At 62.1% G+C, this 16,445-nt stretch carries 16 protein-coding genes and 4 tRNA genes; 8 read left to right on the forward strand and 12 right to left on the reverse strand.

Features of this window, described 5'->3' with window-relative positions:
- Positions 1-9: 9 nt before the first annotated feature.
- The 3 genes from ACQ4WR_RS18525 to ACQ4WR_RS18535 all read left to right on the forward strand — a co-directional run bounded on the left by ACQ4WR_RS18525 (position 10) and on the right by ACQ4WR_RS18535 (position 2,378).
- Positions 10-840, forward strand: coding sequence for a DUF6624 domain-containing protein (locus tag ACQ4WR_RS18525; protein ID WP_436489067.1), 831 nt, complete (start codon positions 10-12; stop codon positions 838-840).
- Positions 841-1,046: 206 nt separating this feature from the next.
- A complete protein-coding gene (locus ACQ4WR_RS18530; RefSeq protein ID WP_436489069.1) occupies positions 1,047-1,553 on the forward strand; it encodes a P-loop nucleotide/nucleoside kinase family protein in 507 nt (168 codons plus the stop codon).
- Between the two features lie 120 nt (positions 1,554-1,673).
- Entirely contained in the window at positions 1,674-2,378 is a 705-nt protein-coding gene (locus ACQ4WR_RS18535; RefSeq protein ID WP_436489070.1) for a hypothetical protein, read from the forward strand.
- 40 nt (positions 2,379-2,418) lie between these two features.
- Here the strand turns inward: ACQ4WR_RS18535 and ACQ4WR_RS18540 are convergent, their stop codons facing one another.
- Positions 2,419-3,564: an alpha-hydroxy acid oxidase gene (locus ACQ4WR_RS18540; RefSeq protein WP_436489071.1), complete on the reverse strand. Its 1,146-nt coding sequence runs from the start codon at positions 3,562-3,564 to the stop codon at positions 2,419-2,421.
- A 92-nt stretch (positions 3,565-3,656) separates the two neighbouring features.
- Positions 3,657-4,613: a phytanoyl-CoA dioxygenase family protein gene (locus tag ACQ4WR_RS18545; protein WP_436489073.1), complete on the reverse strand. Its 957-nt coding sequence runs from the start codon at positions 4,611-4,613 to the stop codon at positions 3,657-3,659.
- 115 nt (positions 4,614-4,728) lie between these two features.
- Here ACQ4WR_RS18545 and ACQ4WR_RS18550 point away from each other — a divergent pair, with 115 nt between their 5' ends.
- Positions 4,729-5,604, forward strand: coding sequence for a helix-turn-helix domain-containing protein (locus ACQ4WR_RS18550; protein ID WP_102293128.1), 876 nt, complete (start codon positions 4,729-4,731; stop codon positions 5,602-5,604).
- A 55-nt stretch (positions 5,605-5,659) separates the two neighbouring features.
- On the opposite strand, the gene ACQ4WR_RS18555 is transcribed toward ACQ4WR_RS18550, so the two are convergent.
- The 5 genes from ACQ4WR_RS18555 to ACQ4WR_RS18575 form a co-directional block, all read right to left on the reverse strand.
- Positions 5,660-5,736: transfer RNA gene (locus ACQ4WR_RS18555), tRNA-Arg, on the reverse strand.
- A 454-nt stretch (positions 5,737-6,190) separates the two neighbouring features.
- Positions 6,191-6,267: transfer RNA gene (locus ACQ4WR_RS18560), tRNA-Arg, on the reverse strand.
- A 78-nt stretch (positions 6,268-6,345) separates the two neighbouring features.
- Positions 6,346-6,422: transfer RNA gene (locus tag ACQ4WR_RS18565), tRNA-Arg, on the reverse strand.
- An 82-nt stretch (positions 6,423-6,504) separates the two neighbouring features.
- A tRNA-Arg gene (locus tag ACQ4WR_RS18570) sits at positions 6,505-6,581 on the reverse strand.
- Between the two features lie 11 nt (positions 6,582-6,592).
- Positions 6,593-6,733: a hypothetical protein gene (locus tag ACQ4WR_RS18575; protein ID WP_180979303.1), complete on the reverse strand. Its 141-nt coding sequence runs from the start codon at positions 6,731-6,733 to the stop codon at positions 6,593-6,595.
- Positions 6,734-7,059: 326 nt separating this feature from the next.
- Here ACQ4WR_RS18575 and ACQ4WR_RS18580 point away from each other — a divergent pair, with 326 nt between their 5' ends.
- On the forward strand, positions 7,060-9,555 hold the full coding sequence (locus ACQ4WR_RS18580; RefSeq protein WP_436489075.1) for an ATP-binding protein: 2,496 nt from the start codon (positions 7,060-7,062) through the stop codon (positions 9,553-9,555).
- Between the two features lie 302 nt (positions 9,556-9,857).
- Complete coding sequence (locus tag ACQ4WR_RS18585; RefSeq protein WP_102293130.1) at positions 9,858-10,841, forward strand: GGDEF domain-containing response regulator; 984 nt, start codon at positions 9,858-9,860, stop codon at positions 10,839-10,841.
- Positions 10,842-10,942: 101 nt separating this feature from the next.
- Here the strand turns inward: ACQ4WR_RS18585 and ACQ4WR_RS18590 are convergent, their stop codons facing one another.
- Entirely contained in the window at positions 10,943-11,338 is a 396-nt protein-coding gene (locus tag ACQ4WR_RS18590) for a hypothetical protein (RefSeq protein WP_102293131.1), read from the reverse strand.
- Positions 11,339-11,656: 318 nt separating this feature from the next.
- Here ACQ4WR_RS18590 and ACQ4WR_RS18595 point away from each other — a divergent pair, with 318 nt between their 5' ends.
- Positions 11,657-12,370, forward strand: coding sequence for a sensor histidine kinase (locus ACQ4WR_RS18595; protein ID WP_436489078.1), 714 nt, complete (start codon positions 11,657-11,659; stop codon positions 12,368-12,370).
- 12 nt (positions 12,371-12,382) lie between these two features.
- On the opposite strand, the gene ACQ4WR_RS18600 is transcribed toward ACQ4WR_RS18595, so the two are convergent.
- Positions 12,383-12,979 carry a hypothetical protein gene (locus tag ACQ4WR_RS18600; RefSeq protein ID WP_436489080.1) on the reverse strand — a complete coding sequence of 199 codons (597 nt, stop codon included), beginning with the start codon at positions 12,977-12,979 and terminating at the stop codon, positions 12,383-12,385.
- Between the two features lie 157 nt (positions 12,980-13,136).
- On the opposite strand from ACQ4WR_RS18600, the gene ACQ4WR_RS18605 reads away from it, so the two are divergent.
- Positions 13,137-13,652 (forward strand): DUF6265 family protein, encoded by a 516-nt coding sequence (locus ACQ4WR_RS18605; protein ID WP_436489082.1) that lies wholly within the window; start codon positions 13,137-13,139, stop codon positions 13,650-13,652.
- 44 nt (positions 13,653-13,696) lie between these two features.
- Here the strand turns inward: ACQ4WR_RS18605 and ACQ4WR_RS18610 are convergent, their stop codons facing one another.
- From ACQ4WR_RS18610 to ACQ4WR_RS18620, 3 genes are all read right to left on the reverse strand, one after another.
- On the reverse strand, positions 13,697-14,995 hold the full coding sequence (locus tag ACQ4WR_RS18610) for an NAD(P)/FAD-dependent oxidoreductase (RefSeq protein WP_102293135.1): 1,299 nt from the start codon (positions 14,993-14,995) through the stop codon (positions 13,697-13,699).
- Positions 14,996-15,015: 20 nt separating this feature from the next.
- Positions 15,016-15,525 (reverse strand): hypothetical protein, encoded by a 510-nt coding sequence (locus tag ACQ4WR_RS18615; RefSeq protein ID WP_436489084.1) that lies wholly within the window; start codon positions 15,523-15,525, stop codon positions 15,016-15,018.
- Positions 15,526-15,617: 92 nt separating this feature from the next.
- A complete protein-coding gene (locus ACQ4WR_RS18620; RefSeq protein ID WP_102293137.1) occupies positions 15,618-16,385 on the reverse strand; it encodes a transporter family protein in 768 nt (255 codons plus the stop codon).
- Positions 16,386-16,445 lie beyond the last annotated feature (60 nt).

Raw genomic sequence — 16,445 nt, forward strand, 5'->3', positions numbered from 1 at the left:
GGTACTGCCATGCAACGCCTGTCACGCCTGCTCTTCATTCACCTGCTCTGCATCAGCGCCCATGCGGATGCCGTTGAGCTTAGCGGCACCATCCACAGCAACGGCGCGGCGCTGCCGCCCGCCATCATCATCATCATCATCATCATCATCATCATCATTGCCGAACTCAGCCCTGGCAAGACGTACAGCGTCGGCCAGGTCGAGAACGGCCGCTACCGCATCGACGTGCCGGAACGCACCCGGCTGGCGCTGCTCGTGCGGGCACCGCAATGGGAGGCGGAGCCGAAGATGATTCATGCTGCGTCAACGGCCGGCGCGCCGGACTTCCTGCTGTATCGCACGGCGGTGCCGGAAGCGGCGCTGGCGCAGGAGTTGCTGGCCATGGAGAAAGACGACCTGGCAGCCCGCGCGGACTGGCCGGCAAGCGGGCCCGACCTGCCGGCGCGCCAGCGCATGCGCGAGGTGGACGCGAGGAACGGAGCGCGATTGCGCCACATCATCGCCAGCAAAGGCTGGCCCACGCAGATGATGGTCGGCTACAAGGCGGCGGCCAGCGCGTGGCTGATCGCCCAGCATGGCTCGGACGCCTTCCTCAAAAGCAGCCTGGCGCTGATGTGCGCGGCCGCCGCGCAAGGTGAAATCACGCCGTCCAGGCTGGCCCTGGCGATCGACCGTGACTTGACCAATGACAAGCTGCCGCAGCTGTACGGCAGCCAGTTTCAGACGGGCAGCGATGGCAGGAGCGTCGCCTTCCCCATCGCCGATCCGCAGCACCTGGAGCAGCGCCGCGCCAGCATGGGCATGGAGCCGTATGCGCAATACCGGCAGTCCTTCGAGTAAGCACGCTGGCATTGACAAGGCCATGTCCGCATGGCATCGTTACCCCATGCACGCGACCACCACTTCCCTGCCCGCCATTATTGCCGCCATTTCAACGCTGGTGGCTTAGCAGGATAGTCGTTGCCAAAGCCGCCTGAGAGGCGGCTTTGATGTGCAGCACCCGTCAAGACGTCTCGCAGGTTTTATTTCTTTTCTAGCGAGCGAACATGACCTCTACTTCCAGCACCAGCGCGTCCCCTACCCTGCACCTCGTCTGCGGCAAGATTGCCTCCGGAAAATCCACCCTGACAGCCCGGCTGGCCAGCGCGCCACAGTCCGTGCGCATCAGCGAAGACAGCTTGCTGGCGCAGCTGTATCCGGGCCAGATTGCCAGCCTGGCCGACTACGTTGCCTGCGCGGCGCGCCTGCGCGCGGCCATCGCGCCACTGGCCCTGCAGCTGCTGCGCGCGGGCGTGTCCGTCGTGCTCGATTTCCCTGCGAATACACCGGCCAGCCGTGCCTGGATGCGCGAACTGTTCCAGCAGGCGGGCGTGCCGCACGTGCTGCATTACCTCGACGTGCCGGACGAGGAATGCAAGGCACGCTTGCGCCAGCGCAATGCAAGCGGGCTGCATCCGTTCTCCACCAGCGATGCTGATTTTGACGCCATCACGCGCCACTTCGTGCCGCCCGCTGCTTCGGAAGGTTTTTGCATCGTTCAAACTGGCAGTTAATCCTTGCCGGCGGCCTGGCGGCAGCAGCTTGTGCAATTTCGACCAGGATGCTTTTTTTGACATGTCTTCGTTTCGGCTGATACTCTGCATGTCTCACAATAAGAAACAGGACAGCATTCCGTGAAAATAATAAAGTTCGCCGGCAGCGGCCTGGCCATTCTGCTTGCCTTGCTGGCTGGATCCGCCCAGGCGCAATATGCGCCGGTCGATGCCGAGCGGACAAAGAACGAGGCAGCGGCCAAATTGATGCTTGAATCCTTGAAAGAGACCAGGTATTGGATCGTTCCCAATCCACAAGCCATCTCGCGCTATGAGTTCCAGGAATTGGACGAGGACGGGAATCCCGCTGGAAAAAAGTTTGTCGTCACGGAAACGACGAGTTTCACCGTGCATAGCTATGTAGATAAAGACTTCCGGCACTATGCGCGGATCGTCTTCGAAGATGACAAGGACGCGGCGCTGGAGATCTCCAACTATCTATTCGATTCCAGGCCGGGACCGCTGACGCTATTTCGCAATGTCTACGATCCGGCCAAACGCTCGCGGTTGGACTTTGTCGAGTATCTTTTCACCTCGCCGCCCAAAGATATCGAGATAGCAGAGGCGAAAGAAGGCATCCTGGAAATAATCTTCGAGAGCGCCCTGCGAGCAAAAGGCGACGTCAACATTGGCATGAGCGCGAAGCAGGTACGCGCCTCCGGCTGGGGAAAACCTGTCAGCATGCACAAAAAATCCGATGCGGCCGGCGCGCACGAAGAGTGGTTATACGAAAGCAGGCGTTCCTTGCTTTTCACAAATGGCAAACTGGCCTCCATCCGGCGCTGAGACGCGACAGCAAGGCCAGGCCATTGCCGCCGCACCAGCCTTAAAACGTACCTGGCAGCAGGATTTTCTTGTCCACCTGCTGCAAGTCGCGCAAGCCGCAAAACGCCATCGTCAGGTCGAGTTCATTGCGCAGGATATCCAGGCATTTGGTGACGCCCGGGCCGCCCATGGCGCCCAGGCCATATAAGAACGGGCGGCCGATGTACACGCCTTTCGCGCCCAGGGCCACGGCCTTGATCACGTCCTGGCCCGAGCGGATGCCGCCATCCATGTGCACTTCGATCTGGCTGCCGACGGCGTCGACGATGGCCGGCAAGGCTTCGATCGACGATTGCGCGCCGTCCAGCTGGCGCCCGCCATGGTTGGAGACGATCAGCGCGTCGGCGCCGCTTGCCACGGCCAGGCGCGCGTCTTCCGGATCCATGATGCCCTTGATGATCAGCTTGCCGCCCCAGCGCTGCTTGATCCATTCCACGTCCGCCCACGACAGGCTGAGGTCGAACTGCTGCTGCGTCCAGGCCGACAGCGACGACATGTCGGAGACGGAGGTGGCATGGCCGACGATATTGCCGAAGCCGCGGCGTTTCGTGCCCAGCATGCCCATCACCCAGCGCGGCTTGGTGGCCATGTTGAGGATATTCGGAATCGTCAGTTTCGGCGGCGCCGACAGGCCGTTGCGCAAGTCCTTGTGGCGCTGGCCCAGCACCTGCAAATCCAGCGTCAAGACCAGCGCGCCGCAGTTGGCCGCCTTGGCGCGGTCGATCAGGCGGTTGATGAATTCGCGGTCCTTCATCACGTACAGCTGGAACCAGAATGGTTTTGTCGTGTTCGCCGCCACGTCCTCGATCGAGCAGATGCTCATGGTCGACAGGGTGAACGGCACGCCGAATTTTTCAGCGGCCTGGGCCGCGAGGATCTCGCCATCCGCATGCTGCATGCCCGTCAAGCCCGTGGGCGACAGGGCCACCGGCATCGTCACGTGCTGGCCCACCATGGTCGAAGCGAGGCTGCGGTTTTCCAGGTTGACGGCCACGCGCTGGCGGAACTTGATCTTGGCGAAATCGCTGTTGTTGGCGCGGTACGTCGATTCCGTCCAGGAGCCGGAATCGGCGTAGTCGTAAAACATGCGCGGCACCCGTTGCTGGGCCAGCACGCGCAAGTCTTCGATGCAGGTGATGATACTCATGCGTTTCCTCGGTCGATGGCAAGTCGGACCATGATCGTGCATTTGCCCGCAATTGTCTATCCGGCAGGCAAGTCTGACTGGCAAGCCGTGGCTTACCAGTCGCGCGCGCCAAGGATTTTCTCGCCCAGCTCGCTCAAACGCGCCTGCGGGTAGCGCAGCTTTTCCTTTTCCTGCGGGTCGCCAGGGAACGCATAGCCCTGCGGCGCACTGCGTTCGCGCCAGCTTTGCACGCGCCAGTCGCGCAGGGACTGATTGTCTTCCTGGGCCGGCGTAAAAGAGATGTATTGCGCCAGGCGCACCTGATCCGTAGACGTGTTCGGGCGGATGCCGTGCGCCAGCAAGCTGTTAAAGATCAACAACTCGCCTTTTTTCATGGCGATGAATTCCATCGGATACGGCACCGTCGCCAAGTCCGGCTGCCATGGATTGCGATCCGCCGGCACCGTCTTGCGCCACGCCAGCAAGTTGTTGAACAGTTCCGGATAACATTGAAAGCCGCCGCTTTCTGGCGAGGTATCGGACAGGGCCAGCACGCCCTGCACATTGACGGGCAGCGGGTCGAGCGTGGTGTCGGCATCCCAATGGATGAAGCCGCCAAACTTGCGCTTGCCATTGTTCGGCGTGTTCAGGTTGGCGCGATCGATGGTCACCCACAGGTCTTCGCGGTCCCAGATATCGACAAAGGCGTCAACCACGCGCGGGGTCTGGCGGTTATCCCACAGGGTCTGGTTGTGATAGGCCTCGACCATGCCGGAACCGTTGAGTTCCTTCATCGCGTGGTCGCGCAACTGCTCCTGGTTCCAGGTGGCGGGGTCGTGCTGGTCGAGTCCCTGGAATTCCCACAGAAAATCGGTGGTGCGCCGCACCTGTTCCGGCGGCACGGCATCCTTGACGATGACGTAGCCATACGTTTGCCAGTGTAAAAAATCGCTTTCGGACAATACGCGCAGCGGCAGCTGTTTTTGAATGTCGCGCAGCTGGGTTTGTTCCATGTAGGCCACGGAAGGGTTGCCTGGACGGTCTTCGCCGTACTGGTATTTGTCTTGCATCGCTGTCTCCTGTGTTGATGTGAGACAGATTGTGCACTGCCTGTGCGGGGCAAAATGCGCCGCTGGCGGCCAATACTGGTACTATCCTGAATATTCAAACGCAAAAAACGTCACAATGACGCCTTTATTTGAACAAGTCACGATACCGTCAGGCCACTCCTGGGGCTTGTTGTGGCGCGAACTCGAGACCATTCCCTTCATCTGGCACTACCACCCGCAATTCGAGCTGACCCTGACAGTCAATGCGCGTGGCCAGCGCTATATCGGCGACCATCTCGGTGATTTCGAACCGGGCGACCTGGTGCTACTGGGACCGAATTTGCCGCATACCTGGTCGGCCAGCGAACGCATCGACAGCAGCCGGCCCATGCTGGCCGTCGTCGTGTGGTTTTCCCTGGAGTGGCTGGAACAGCTGGCGGCCTGCTTTCCCGAATTGCAGGGCTTGCGGCAACTGGCGGGCCGCGCAGGCCCGGCCCTGCACTTTTCGCCGGAGACAAGCGCGCGTTGCGCCGCACAGTTGCTGCAATTAAATACGCTACCCGTGCCACAGCGCTTGCCGCTGCTGCTCGACGTGCTGCTGGCGCTGGCCGCCGATGGGCACGCGCAGCCGCTGGCATCGGCCGCGCAGGCGCCCGTGCATGGCGATGGCCAGCAAAAACGCATGGCCAGCGTGCTGGACTTCATGCATGCGCATTTCCGCGAAGAGATTGCACTGGAGACCCTGGCGCAGCGAGCCGCCCTGTCGCTGGGCGCGTTCCACCGTTTTTTCAAGCGCCACGCGCATTGCACGCCGGGCGAGTATCTGGCGCGGCTGCGCATCGGCCGCGCCTGCCAACAGCTGATCGAAAGCGAACTGGCCATCGCCGTCATCGCGCAGGAAGCCGGCTACCGCAACCTCGCGCATTTCAACCGCCAGTTCCGCGCCGCCAAGGCGGCCACGCCGCGCGCCTTCCGCCGGCACTACCGGCGCGGCGCCAGAGGCGCAGCGTAAATCCTTCCGGAAACGAAAAAGGGGATCAGATTTTACAATCTGACCCCCGATATTCTGGTGCGGCTGGCAGGAATTGAACCCACGACCCCTTGGTTCGTAGCCAAGTACTCTATCCAGCTGAGCTACAGCCGCCTAAGACAAGATTATAGCAGGGCTTTGCAGAATGGCAAAGGGCGTAGCGTGGAAATGTCACAATTGAGACGGCAATATGGCACCAACCTGAAATCGACTACCTGCAGCAATGCCATCATCATCATCATCATCATCATCATCATCATCAGCAGCAGCAGCATTTACGAAGGCAGCTTTGCCGGCGGCGGCGTGCCGGGCAATGCAGGCAAGTACACGACGGTGCCGGGCACCTTGCTGACGACGGGCGGCATGATGTCGGGGCGCTCGGCATCTCGAATCACGAAGGGAAATTCCTCTCGGTCAACAGAGACGCCAGCCACAGCGCGAATAGCGCCACGTTGGGCAAAATCCTCAGCCTGTCCAAGCTGGTCAACGTCACGCCATCAGTACGCGGGCGGAAACGAAAAAAAACCCGGAAAGCGAACTTTCCGGGTTTTTTCACTACTGCTGATACTGGTGCGGCTGGCAGGAATTGAACCCACGACCCCTTGGTTCGTAGCCAAGTACTCTATCCAGCTGAGCTACAGCCGCAAACTCTTACATACTTCACCGAACGGCGCGAAGCTTGAAACTTTCGTCAAAACGAAGCGGACTTCATTTTGGTGATACTGGTGCGGCTGGCAGGAATTGAACCCACGACCCCTTGGTTCGTAGCCAAGTACTCTATCCAGCTGAGCTACAGCCGCAAAACTTCTACAACATCTCCGCTACTGCATGGAGGTCAAACTTTTTACAACAAAACCAGACAAAGTCTGATTTCCAGTATTCTGGTGCGGCTGGCAGGAATTGAACCCACGACCCCTTGGTTCGTAGCCAAGTACTCTATCCAGCTGAGCTACAGCCGCGCAGGCAAACATTATAGCGTATTCATTTCGCTTTGAAAAGTTCGATTTTTCAATCGCTTAGCTGATTTTGCAGAATGACGCCCCGCTCCATCCACCATCTTTTCATTGCCAAAAAGCTTGCGCCTTGCATCGATGAACACTTCTGCTTTCACAGTGGCATCCAGCGAATCGAGAAGTTGCTGTCTCGAAAGAAGCGGGATTATAGGGACTGGTTTCCGGCCTGTCCAGTACTATCTGCAGCAGGGCAGAAAACAGCTGTCGCGCCATGGCCGCACGCAAACGGCAAGCGTGCGGTGGCGCCCTGCCGCTTGGAGCTACAATACCAGCCATGCAGGGAGCGCTTGCGGCGCGCGACGGTGTGCGGCGCACGCTCCCCGCCATGACCACTCACTAACTGAACTCAGCGACGGCACCACGGCCTGCCGCCCCGGCATGAGACGGCGGCCCGTGCGGCAGGCCCATTGTTGCAGGAGTCCCGATGGCCAAGCATGAACGCAAGCAAGACCTGCTACCGCCAGCGGCGCCGCTGGGCCTGTCGGAAGAGCGCCTCGCCAATCTGCTCGAGGGCATCACCGACGGTTTCAGCCTGCTCGACCGCGACTGGACCATCCGCTATATCAATACGCGCGGCGCCGACATGCTCGCGCCGCAGCGCCCGCTGGGCGTGAGCCTGGCCGGCAGCAGCCTGTGGCAAGCCTGCCCCGCCCTGCTGGGCACGGAAATGGAAACGCAGTTCCGGCGTGCCATGACCTCGCAGCATAGCTGCAGTTTCGAGCTCTACTATGAAGCGCTGGGCTGCTGGCTGGAAATGCGCATCTTCCCTTCCAGCGACGGCTTGACCACCTACATCCAGGACATCAGCCAGCGCAAGGCGGCCGAAGACCACTTGCGCCAGAGCGAGGAAGACTTGCGCGCGCTGGCCAATTCCATCCCGCAACTGGCATGGATCGCCAGCTTCGACGGCACCATCGCCTGGTACAACCAGCGCTGGCACGACTACACGGGCACTACCGCCCAGCAAATGGCGGGCGACGGCTGGAGCATCGCCTACGATCCACAATATCTGCCGCAAATGCTGCTGGACTGGAAAGCCGCCTTGCGCGACGGCACGCCTTTCGAGATGGAGTTCCCGATCCGCAGCGCCGACGGCCAGTACCGCTGGTTCCTGACGCGGGCCAACCCCGTGCGCGACCGGGGCGGCCAGCTGCTGCGCTGGTTTGGCACGAGCACCGACGTCGACCAGGTCAAGCGGGCCCAGGAAGCGCTGCGCGACGAGACGCGCGTGCTCGAATTACTCAACAGCACGGGCGCCACCCTGGCCAGCACCCTCGACTTGCCGTCCCTGCTGCAAGCGGCCGTCGACGCGGCCACGCGCATCACCGGCGCGCGCTTCGGCGCCTTTTACCATGACGACGAGAGCGATCCCGAGATCCATGGCGACTTGCCGCCGGCGCGCGCGGTGGCCGGCATCCGCCTGGAACAAGCCGACGCCATCGCCGCCGAACTGCGCGGCGGGCCGGCCCTGCGCAGCAATGAGCTGCAGGTGGCACCGGATGCCAGCGACGCCGAACTGCCGCTGCGCAGTTGCCTGAGCCTGCCCGTGCCCGCCCGCACGGGGCAGCGGCCGGGACGCTTGCTGCTGGGCCACCCGCAGGCGGGCATGTTCAGCGCGCGCAGCGAACGCATCGTCTCGGCGATTGCCGCCCAGGCCGCTGTCGCCCTCGACAATACGCGCCTGTATGCGGCCGCCAGGCGCGCCGCGGAGGAACGCAAGGTGCTGCTCGACAGCGAACGCGAGGCGCGCGCCGAGGCCGAACGCACGAACCAGCTGAAAGACGATTTCCTCGCCACCTTGTCGCACGAACTGCGCACGCCGCTGTCGGCCATCCTGGGCTGGGCCCAGGTGCTGCGGCGCGGCACGCGCGACCAGGCCGACCTGCACCGTGGACTGCAAAGCATCGAGCGCAATGCGCGTGCGCAGGCGCAGCTGATCGAAGACTTGCTCGACATGAGCCGCATCACTTCCGACAAGGTCCTGCTCGACTTGCAGACCATCGAGCCGGCCGCCATCATTGCCTCGGCCATCGACACCTTGCGCCCGGCGGCCGACGCCAAGCACATCAGCCTGAACACGGCCATCGCCGACGACGCGGGCACCATCACCGGCGACCCCAGCCGCATGCAGCAAGTCATCTGGAACCTGCTGTCGAATGCCCTGAAATTCACGCCGCAAGGGGGGCGGGTGACTATCGACGTGCGCCGCGACGGCGCGCGCCTGGCCATCACGGTGACCGACAACGGCGTCGGCATCCGCAGCGACTTCCTGCCGCACGTATTCGACCGTTTCCGCCAGGCCGATGCCTCGACGACACGCAAGCATGGCGGCCTGGGCCTGGGGCTGGCCATCGTCAAGCACCTGGTCGAGCAGCATGGCGGCACCGTCACGGCCAGCAGTGCCGGCGAAATGCAGGGCGCCTGCTTCAGCGTGCGCCTGCCGCTGAGCATGCCGGCCACAACGGCACGCAAGCTGGGCAGCGCAGCGCCCGCCTTGTGCGACTTGCGCGGCATCAAGATACTGCTGGTCGACGACGAAGCGGACGCGCGTGAATTGACGGAGCGCATCTTGCGCGACAGCCATGCCGAAGTGCACTGCGCCGCCAGCGCCGAACAGGCGCTGCTGTTGCTGCCCAGCGTGCAGCCGCATGTGCTGGTGAGCGATCTCGGCATGCCCGGCACCGACGGCTTCGCGTTACTGGCGCAGCTGCACGCCCGTCCGCCCGAACACGGTGGCGCCCTGCCCGCGCTGGCCCTGACGGCGCTCAGCCGTCCGCAAGACTGCCAGCGGGCGCTCGACTGCGGCTTCCAGGCGTGTCTGTCGAAACCGCTGGATCCCCTGGCCCTGCTGGCCGCCGTGGCGCAGCTGGCCGCCTCCGGCGCACTGGTTCCTGAGCATGGATGCAATGTAAATACTTAATGCAAAGAAATAAATAATTGAGTACAAAATGACCATCTACAGGGGTTGGCCTTCCTACTTTCAGACGCGGCACTGTCCTACAAGCAACATCCAATAAATTTGCTACACTGAAATGAAGAAGTACACCTGTACGGCAGGCTGGAGACAGGCAACCTTGGCTGCCAGGAGAGGCTAGCAGCGGCCTCGTGCGCTGTTGTGCGCCCTATCTTATTGCAAGGCGCTACTATCGTCCCCACCCGACGTCAGCCGATTATTTGCGGTAGTAGCCAGCATTGCATAGACCGTATTCACCGAGACCACACATGCCCAGCCAAGATGAGATTTTGAAAGCCAAAATTTTGGTCGTCGACGACTCCCCCGACAATGTCGACCTGATGCTGGAAATCCTGCGTGATGCCGGTTATAGCAATGTCACGGCCACCATGCGCCCGGCCCAGGTATGCCCCTTGCACAAGGAGCATTGCTACGACCTCATCCTGCTGGACTTGCAAATGCCGGAATTGAATGGTTTCCAGGTCATGAAAGGCTTGAAGGAAATCGAACATGGCGGCTACCTGCCTGTGCTGGCGCTCACTGCCCAGCCCAGCTTCAAGATCGCCGCCCTGGAAGCGGGCGCGCGCGACTTCATCAGCAAGCCGTTCGACCTGATGGAAGTACACAAGCGCATCCACAACATGCTGGAAGTGCGCCTGCTGTACAAGGAGCTGGCGCAATACAGCAAGCAGCAGCAGGAACTGGCCTTGCACGATCCGCTGACGGGCCTGCCGAACCGGCGCCTGCTGGAAGACCGCATCGAACACACCTTGCAGCAATCGGCCCGCAACCGGGGCAAGTCGGCCATCCTGTACCTGGACCTGGACGGCTTCAAGGCCATCAACGACAGCTACGGCCACGGCTATGGCGACGACATCCTGAAAATGGTGGCGACCCGCCTGGTGGGCGCCTCGCGCAAGGAAGACACGGTGGCGCGCATCGGCGGCGATGAATTCGTCATCGTGCTGGGCAACCTGGCCGGCAAGGGCGACGCGCGCGAACCGGCCGCCAAGCTGATCGAAGTCATTTCCGAACCGTATTTCATCAATGACCTGACCCTGCGCCTGTCCACCAGCATCGGCATCGCCATCTATCCGGACGACGCCACCTCCGTCGAATCACTGCTGGGCGTGGCCGACACGGCCCTGTACGAAGCCAAGCGCGCCGGCAAGAACCGCTATTGCTGCTCGCCCCACGAAGTGATCGTGCCACAAGTCAACATGCAAAAAAGCAGCATTCCCTCGATCGCCTGAGGCGATGCGCACTGACGGTCGCGCCCTGCCATGCATCGGCAGGCGAATAAAAAAACCGGCACGCCCCGCAAGGCATGCCGGTTTTTTAATGGCCGAGCGGATTACTTCTTGCCGGCAGCGGCGGCGTGCTGGCCCGCATGCTGGTGATCCGTCTGCGCGTCGACAGTCTCGGGCGGCACCTCGATGCGCGTGATGCCCGCATCGACGGAAATCGGATCGCTGGCGGGGAAGGTCATTTCCACGGCGTCATCGAGCAGCTCTTCCTTGGCCCGCTCTTCGCCGCTCATGCCCTCTTCATCGGCCAGTATCGCCAGGGCGCTGGCCCACTTGACGAAATTGAGGTTGGACAATTCGCGCACGGTGGTCACGCCAAACGCCTGCTGCAAGGCCTTGGCATCCTTCGGGCTGACGCCACGCAAGGCGCTGATGGGGGCGTTGACGATGTCGCGGAAGCTTTTGTCGGCATATTCCTGGTCGACGATGGTATCGATATTCATGGCATGTCCTTTCATTACGGTAAAGGGCCGGGGGCACCCTGCGCCAGATGGCGTCTTTGCTGCATGGAGATAATGCACGCCCCCACTATGGCAGGGCCGCGCGGGCCGGTATGTGCGCAGCCGTACGTAGCACGCGCAAAGCCTGGTGCCACCCGCACATGACACGACGGTTAATATTGTGCATAGCACAAAAAAGATGGAAGGAGATTAAAATTGCCTAAAAGACAGAAATTTTCCATCCATGCGCCCTGTGATGAAATCCTCATGTATGATCCACCACTTGAATTTGGTCTTTCCTTTCACCATTCACGGGGCGCTATGTCCGCACAAACAGATCCGAACAAGGAAACGGCCCAGGCCGATGCGGAACGCGCCGCCGACCTCAGCGAACTGCTGGGTCACGTCAATACCAGTTGGGATAACGAACGGCGCGCCCTGTCGCGCCAACTGCATGACAGCCTGGGCTCGTCGCTGACGGCGCTGACCATGCACCTGTCGCTGCTGACGCAAAAGATGCCGCAGGAAGCGGCTCTGCTCGACCGCGCGGCAACCATGAAGCAATTGCTGCTGAATGTCATCGAAACCAACCGCCAGATGCAAATGAAGCTGTGGAATGACAAGCTGGAGTTTCTTGGCGTGAATGTGGCGCTGGGCGAACTGGCCGCGCAATTTGCCGAGCAGCACAAGATCACCGTGCGCTGCAGCCTGCCTGAAGATGAACTGATCTGCCCGCGCAACGTGGGCGTGGCCCTGCTGCGCACCCTGGAAGAAGCGCTGAGCAACATCGCCACGCACGCCCAGGCCAGCGAAGTGGACATCATCATCGATGACAACGACGACGCACTGATGATGACCATCAAGGATAACGGCGTGGGCTTGCCCGCCAGCGAGCCGGTGGAAATGAGCAAGCACGGCCTGCGTTCCGTGCGCGAAAGAGTCCACTACCTGGGCGGCACCCTGAGCCTGGCAGCCAACCCGCAAGGCGGCACTGCCCTGACCGTCATCCTGCCGCGCGTGGCCCCCAAGGAATAAGCGCTGCCCCGCTCAGCGCGGCAGCGGCGCCAGCCCTTCAGGCAATACCAGCAGCGCGCCCAGCACGGCACGGCGTTCGGCGTGGCCGGCCAGGCTGCACAGGCCGCCATCGAGCACGCGCAGGAAGTGTCCCACACGCAGTACATCCGTCAATTGCAGCATCAGTGCCGCCTCGGCCAACTGGCCCGACGTCAGGGTCAGCGCCAGCAGGCTTTGCCAGATATCGGCTTGCGCCGTTTTCCAGCCAGTCGAAGCGAGGAAAGCGTGGAGCGGCTGGCCCAGCGCTCTCTGCACGCGCTCGAGCAAACTGGCAGCAGGCAGGTCGCCGGGCAAGCCTTCCAGTTCCGTGCGCCACAAGGGGAAACGCGCCAGCGGCGCCGGCAGCGCGTCCAGGTGGGCGACGAAACTGGCCCTGCCGCAGCCATTCATGCGGAAATGCATGGCATGGCGGTGCATCTGCGCGGCCGCATCCTCACCAGTACACGACAGCAGCAGCTGGTAAAAATCCAGACTGGCCGCCTCCAGGCCCAGGCTTTCCAGGGTCAGATAGCGCCATGGGGGCGTGACCGAAGCGGATTCTGGCGGCAGCTGCGTGGAAGTGTCATGCATGGCGGACTTTCGGCAAGTAGGTAAATGGAAAAGTGCGTGAAATGTTGCCGTGAGTATAGATGCTTTTGCATGCCGCGCCCCATTGCCGTGCTGGCTGGCGCCACCCGCGACGCGCATCGGCTAGACTTGCGCGATCTGAACGACAAAGGGAGATGGCATGCAACGAACCGCAAGCACCTTGCTGGCAGCGCTACTGGCCATGGGCGCCGCGCAGGCCGCCGACAAAGCCGTGCCACCGCCCGACACGGTCGACAAACTGGCCTGGCTGGCCGGCTGCTGGCTGGTCGATGGCGCCGAGCCCGGTTCCGGCGAGCAATGGAGCACGGCCGCCGGCGGCACCCTCCTCGGCACCAGCCGCACCGTCAAGGGCGGCAAGACCACAGCCTTTGAATTCGTGCAGATCCGCATCACCGAGCCGGGCCAGCTGGCCTACATCGTGCAGCCGTCGGAACAGCCGCCCGTCATCTTCAACCTGCTGCGCCAGGACAAGCCGAACGAGTTTATTTTCGCCAACCTGGACAATGATTTTCCCAGCCGCATCATCTACCGCCACGACAGCGAACGCATCTTGCACGCCAGTATCGTCGGCACCTTGAAGGGCAAGTTCACCACCATCGACTTTCCCATGACACGGGGCCGCTGCGAGGCGGCGCCCGTCGCGCGCAGCAAATAAAAAGGGGCCTCGCGGCCCCTTTCAGCGGTGAAACAATTGATTGCTTAATGCAGCTTGACCTGCGGCGTGCTGCGCTTGATCAGGAAACGCCCCATGGCCATGACGGCCGTGCGCACGCTGCCCAGCACGGCGTTATGGTGCATCAGGTGCAGGCTCACATACATCATGCGCGCGACAAAACCTTCGACGAACCAGCTCAGGCCCTTCAGCGAACCCATCAGGGTACCCACGGACGTGGTGCGGCCGAACGACACCAGCGAGCCGTAATCGAGGTATTCATACGCTTTGGTTTGCGGCGGCTTGCCCTTGGCTTGCAGCATAAATGTTTTCAGCAGGTAATCGGCTTGCTGGTGGGCAGCCTGGGCGCGTGGCGGCACCAGCTTGCCATCCGGCCCGGCGCAGGCGGCGCAGTCGCCCAGCGCAAAGATGTTCGCATGGCCTTGCACATTGAGCATGCCCGTCACTTCCAGCTGGCCGGCGCGGTTGGTCGGCAAACCCAAAGTCGACAGGAATTCCGGCGCGCGGATGCCGGCCGCCCACACGCAGATATCGGCCGCATAGCTGGTGCCGCTGGCAACCGTCACCTTGTCGCTGTCGATGGCCGTCACGCGCGTGTCCGTCACCACCGTGATGCCATGCTTGTGCAGCAGTTTCGAAGCGGCGAGCGAGACGCGTTCAGGCAGCGGCGCCAGGATGCGCGGCGCGCCTTCGAGCAAGGTGATGCGCACGTCCTTGATGGCATTGAGGTTCTGGAAGCCATAGGCGGCGTAGACGCCGCTCGCTTCGCGCAGCTCGGCCGCCAGTTCCACACCGGTGGCGCCGCCGCCGATGATGACGATATCGACGCCCGGATGGCCCGCGTCGCCCTGGCGCTGCTCGGCCATGGCCAGCAGCTTGAGCAGGGTCAGGCGAAAACGTTCCGCGTCTTCCGTGGCATTCAGGGAAATCGTGTTTTCCTTGGCGCCGGGCACGCCGAAGTAATTCGAGGTGCTGCCCACGGCCAGCACCAGCTGGTCGTAGCTGACAGTACGCTGCGGCAAGAGTTGCTCATCCTTGTCCGTGGCGATGGCACCCACGGTCAGGCTGTTCGAAGCGGCGTCGAGCGCGATCAGGGGTCCGTAGACATAGGTAAAACCATTGTCATGCGCCAGCATCTGGTATGACAGCCCTTCCTGGTGGATGTCCAGGGTGCCTGCCGCCACCTCATGCAGCGAGGGTTTCCAGATATGGTAGAGACGGCTATCGACCAGGGTCACCTGGCCGGCGCCGAGCTTGCGGCTAAGTTTGCAGGCCAGCTCCAGGCCGCCTGCTCCGCCACCGACGATTACGATTTTACTATGCAAATATCCTCCTGATTGCTTGTTTAGTCCCTGTGCCCGTTGCCGTTACCTTTGCCGTTGCCGTGACCATTGCCATTGCCATTGCCTCTGCCCGGCTTGTTGTCATGCTTGTCGCGCTTGTCGTCATGCTTGTCAAAGTGCTTGTCATGCTTGTTGTCATGACGGCCGCGGTCACCGTAATCGGGACGGCCATGGTCGCCATGCTGCTGGCGATAACGGGGCACATACTGGTTGTTATACCAACTATCCTGGACGAAATATACCTCTTGGTTACAGGCATTATACTTGCGGCAGTGCTTGGACCAGTTTTTCGCATGGCCAGGCGGCACGCGCAAATAGATGGGACGGGCCGAATAGTATTGCGGGCGCTGCACGATGACAGGCTGGGCATAGATCAGTTGCGGCGCGGGATAGTCGCCGATGTCGAGGCGTCCGTAAAAGCCTGGCTGGCCGACGGTAACAGAGACGCCGACCTGGGCGACGGCAGCGGTGGCTGCCGACAGCAAGGCGGCAGCAAGGATCAGGGTTTTCATGAGGACACTCCTTTTATCAGTTATGCCGCAATTGTAGTCCTTGTTCGGCCGGCTGTTTGTTCGCAAGGACACATAAGGAAAGTGTCACAGTCTCACCACAATTTGCCTAGAGGCACGACAAAACCGCTGAACAGCGACCAGTCCGGCGAGGCGCCTGTCAGTCCTCTGGCCATGCCGAGATCGATGGCCAGGCGCGGCGTGGGACTGTAGCTGGCCGCCAGCAAGAGCTGGGCCGTGGCCGGCGCGCCGCGCAAACGCGTGCCCGACACTTCCACCGTGGCACCCCAGCGCGCACTGACAGGTGTGGAAAATGACGCCGCCCAGCCCGTTTGCACGCTGCCCGTGCCGGGGTCCGGCGCGCCCAGGCGCGTGGCGTTCAGGTTGGCATCCATGTGCACGGCGCCCAGGTCGCGGCTGAAGATGCCATTCAACGATACATCGCTCTTGCCGCTGCCGATCGTCTCCCTGGCTGTCGGCGCCTTCCAGCCCAGCTCCAGGCCCAGGGCCGTGGCACTGTCGAGCAAAAACGCCCGCTTGAGCACCACGGTGGTGTCGCCCACGCCACTGTCGCGCCGGCCGGTATCGTCGCGCGCCCGCACATAGCCCTCGCCTTCGAGCAGCAGGCCCCATTCCGGCGTGAACGCCAGTTTCAAGGTGTACGGCAGGCTGGCGCGCCGTGATTCGTCCGTTTTGGTCGACAGGCCGCCCAATTCGAACTCCAGCTGGCCCGGCACGGGCAGCTGCGCGGGACTGGCAACGGAGGGCCGATAAGGCAGCACGGGCTCGCCATCCTGTGCCTGCGCCAGGGGCGCGAGCAGCAGGGATAAGCTCAGGAGCGGCAAGGCGAGGGACGACGGCATGGGTAACTCGGCAATAGTAAGCAACAGCATCAGCCTACCACCACCGCGACTGTCTTGCTG

The organism is Janthinobacterium amylolyticum, assembly GCF_051380655.1.
Taxonomy (GTDB): domain Bacteria; phylum Pseudomonadota; class Gammaproteobacteria; order Burkholderiales; family Burkholderiaceae_D; genus Janthinobacterium.

Excerpts from the sequence above, each read along its gene's own strand:
- ACQ4WR_RS18540 (WP_436489071.1), bottom strand. The coding sequence starts at position 3,564 with ATGAGTATCATCACCTGCATCGAAGACTTGCGCGTGCTGGCCCAGCAA.
- ACQ4WR_RS18580 (WP_436489075.1), top strand. The coding sequence starts at position 7,060 with ATGGCCAAGCATGAACGCAAGCAAGACCTGCTACCGCCAGCGGCGCCG.
- ACQ4WR_RS18550 (WP_102293128.1), top strand. The coding sequence starts at position 4,729 with ATGACGCCTTTATTTGAACAAGTCACGATACCGTCAGGCCACTCCTGG.
- ACQ4WR_RS18545 (WP_436489073.1), bottom strand. The coding sequence starts at position 4,613 with ATGCAAGACAAATACCAGTACGGCGAAGACCGTCCAGGCAACCCTTCC.
- ACQ4WR_RS18615 (WP_436489084.1), bottom strand. The coding sequence starts at position 15,525 with ATGAAAACCCTGATCCTTGCTGCCGCCTTGCTGTCGGCAGCCACCGCT.
- ACQ4WR_RS18605 (WP_436489082.1), top strand. The coding sequence starts at position 13,137 with ATGCAACGAACCGCAAGCACCTTGCTGGCAGCGCTACTGGCCATGGGC.
- ACQ4WR_RS18590 (WP_102293131.1), bottom strand. The coding sequence starts at position 11,338 with ATGAATATCGATACCATCGTCGACCAGGAATATGCCGACAAAAGCTTC.
- ACQ4WR_RS18595 (WP_436489078.1), top strand. The coding sequence starts at position 11,657 with ATGTCCGCACAAACAGATCCGAACAAGGAAACGGCCCAGGCCGATGCG.
- ACQ4WR_RS18525 (WP_436489067.1), top strand. The coding sequence starts at position 10 with ATGCAACGCCTGTCACGCCTGCTCTTCATTCACCTGCTCTGCATCAGC.
- ACQ4WR_RS18585 (WP_102293130.1), top strand. The coding sequence starts at position 9,858 with ATGCCCAGCCAAGATGAGATTTTGAAAGCCAAAATTTTGGTCGTCGAC.
- ACQ4WR_RS18530 (WP_436489069.1), top strand. The coding sequence starts at position 1,047 with ATGACCTCTACTTCCAGCACCAGCGCGTCCCCTACCCTGCACCTCGTC.
- ACQ4WR_RS18620 (WP_102293137.1), bottom strand. The coding sequence starts at position 16,385 with ATGCCGTCGTCCCTCGCCTTGCCGCTCCTGAGCTTATCCCTGCTGCTC.
- ACQ4WR_RS18600 (WP_436489080.1), bottom strand. The coding sequence starts at position 12,979 with ATGCATGACACTTCCACGCAGCTGCCGCCAGAATCCGCTTCGGTCACG.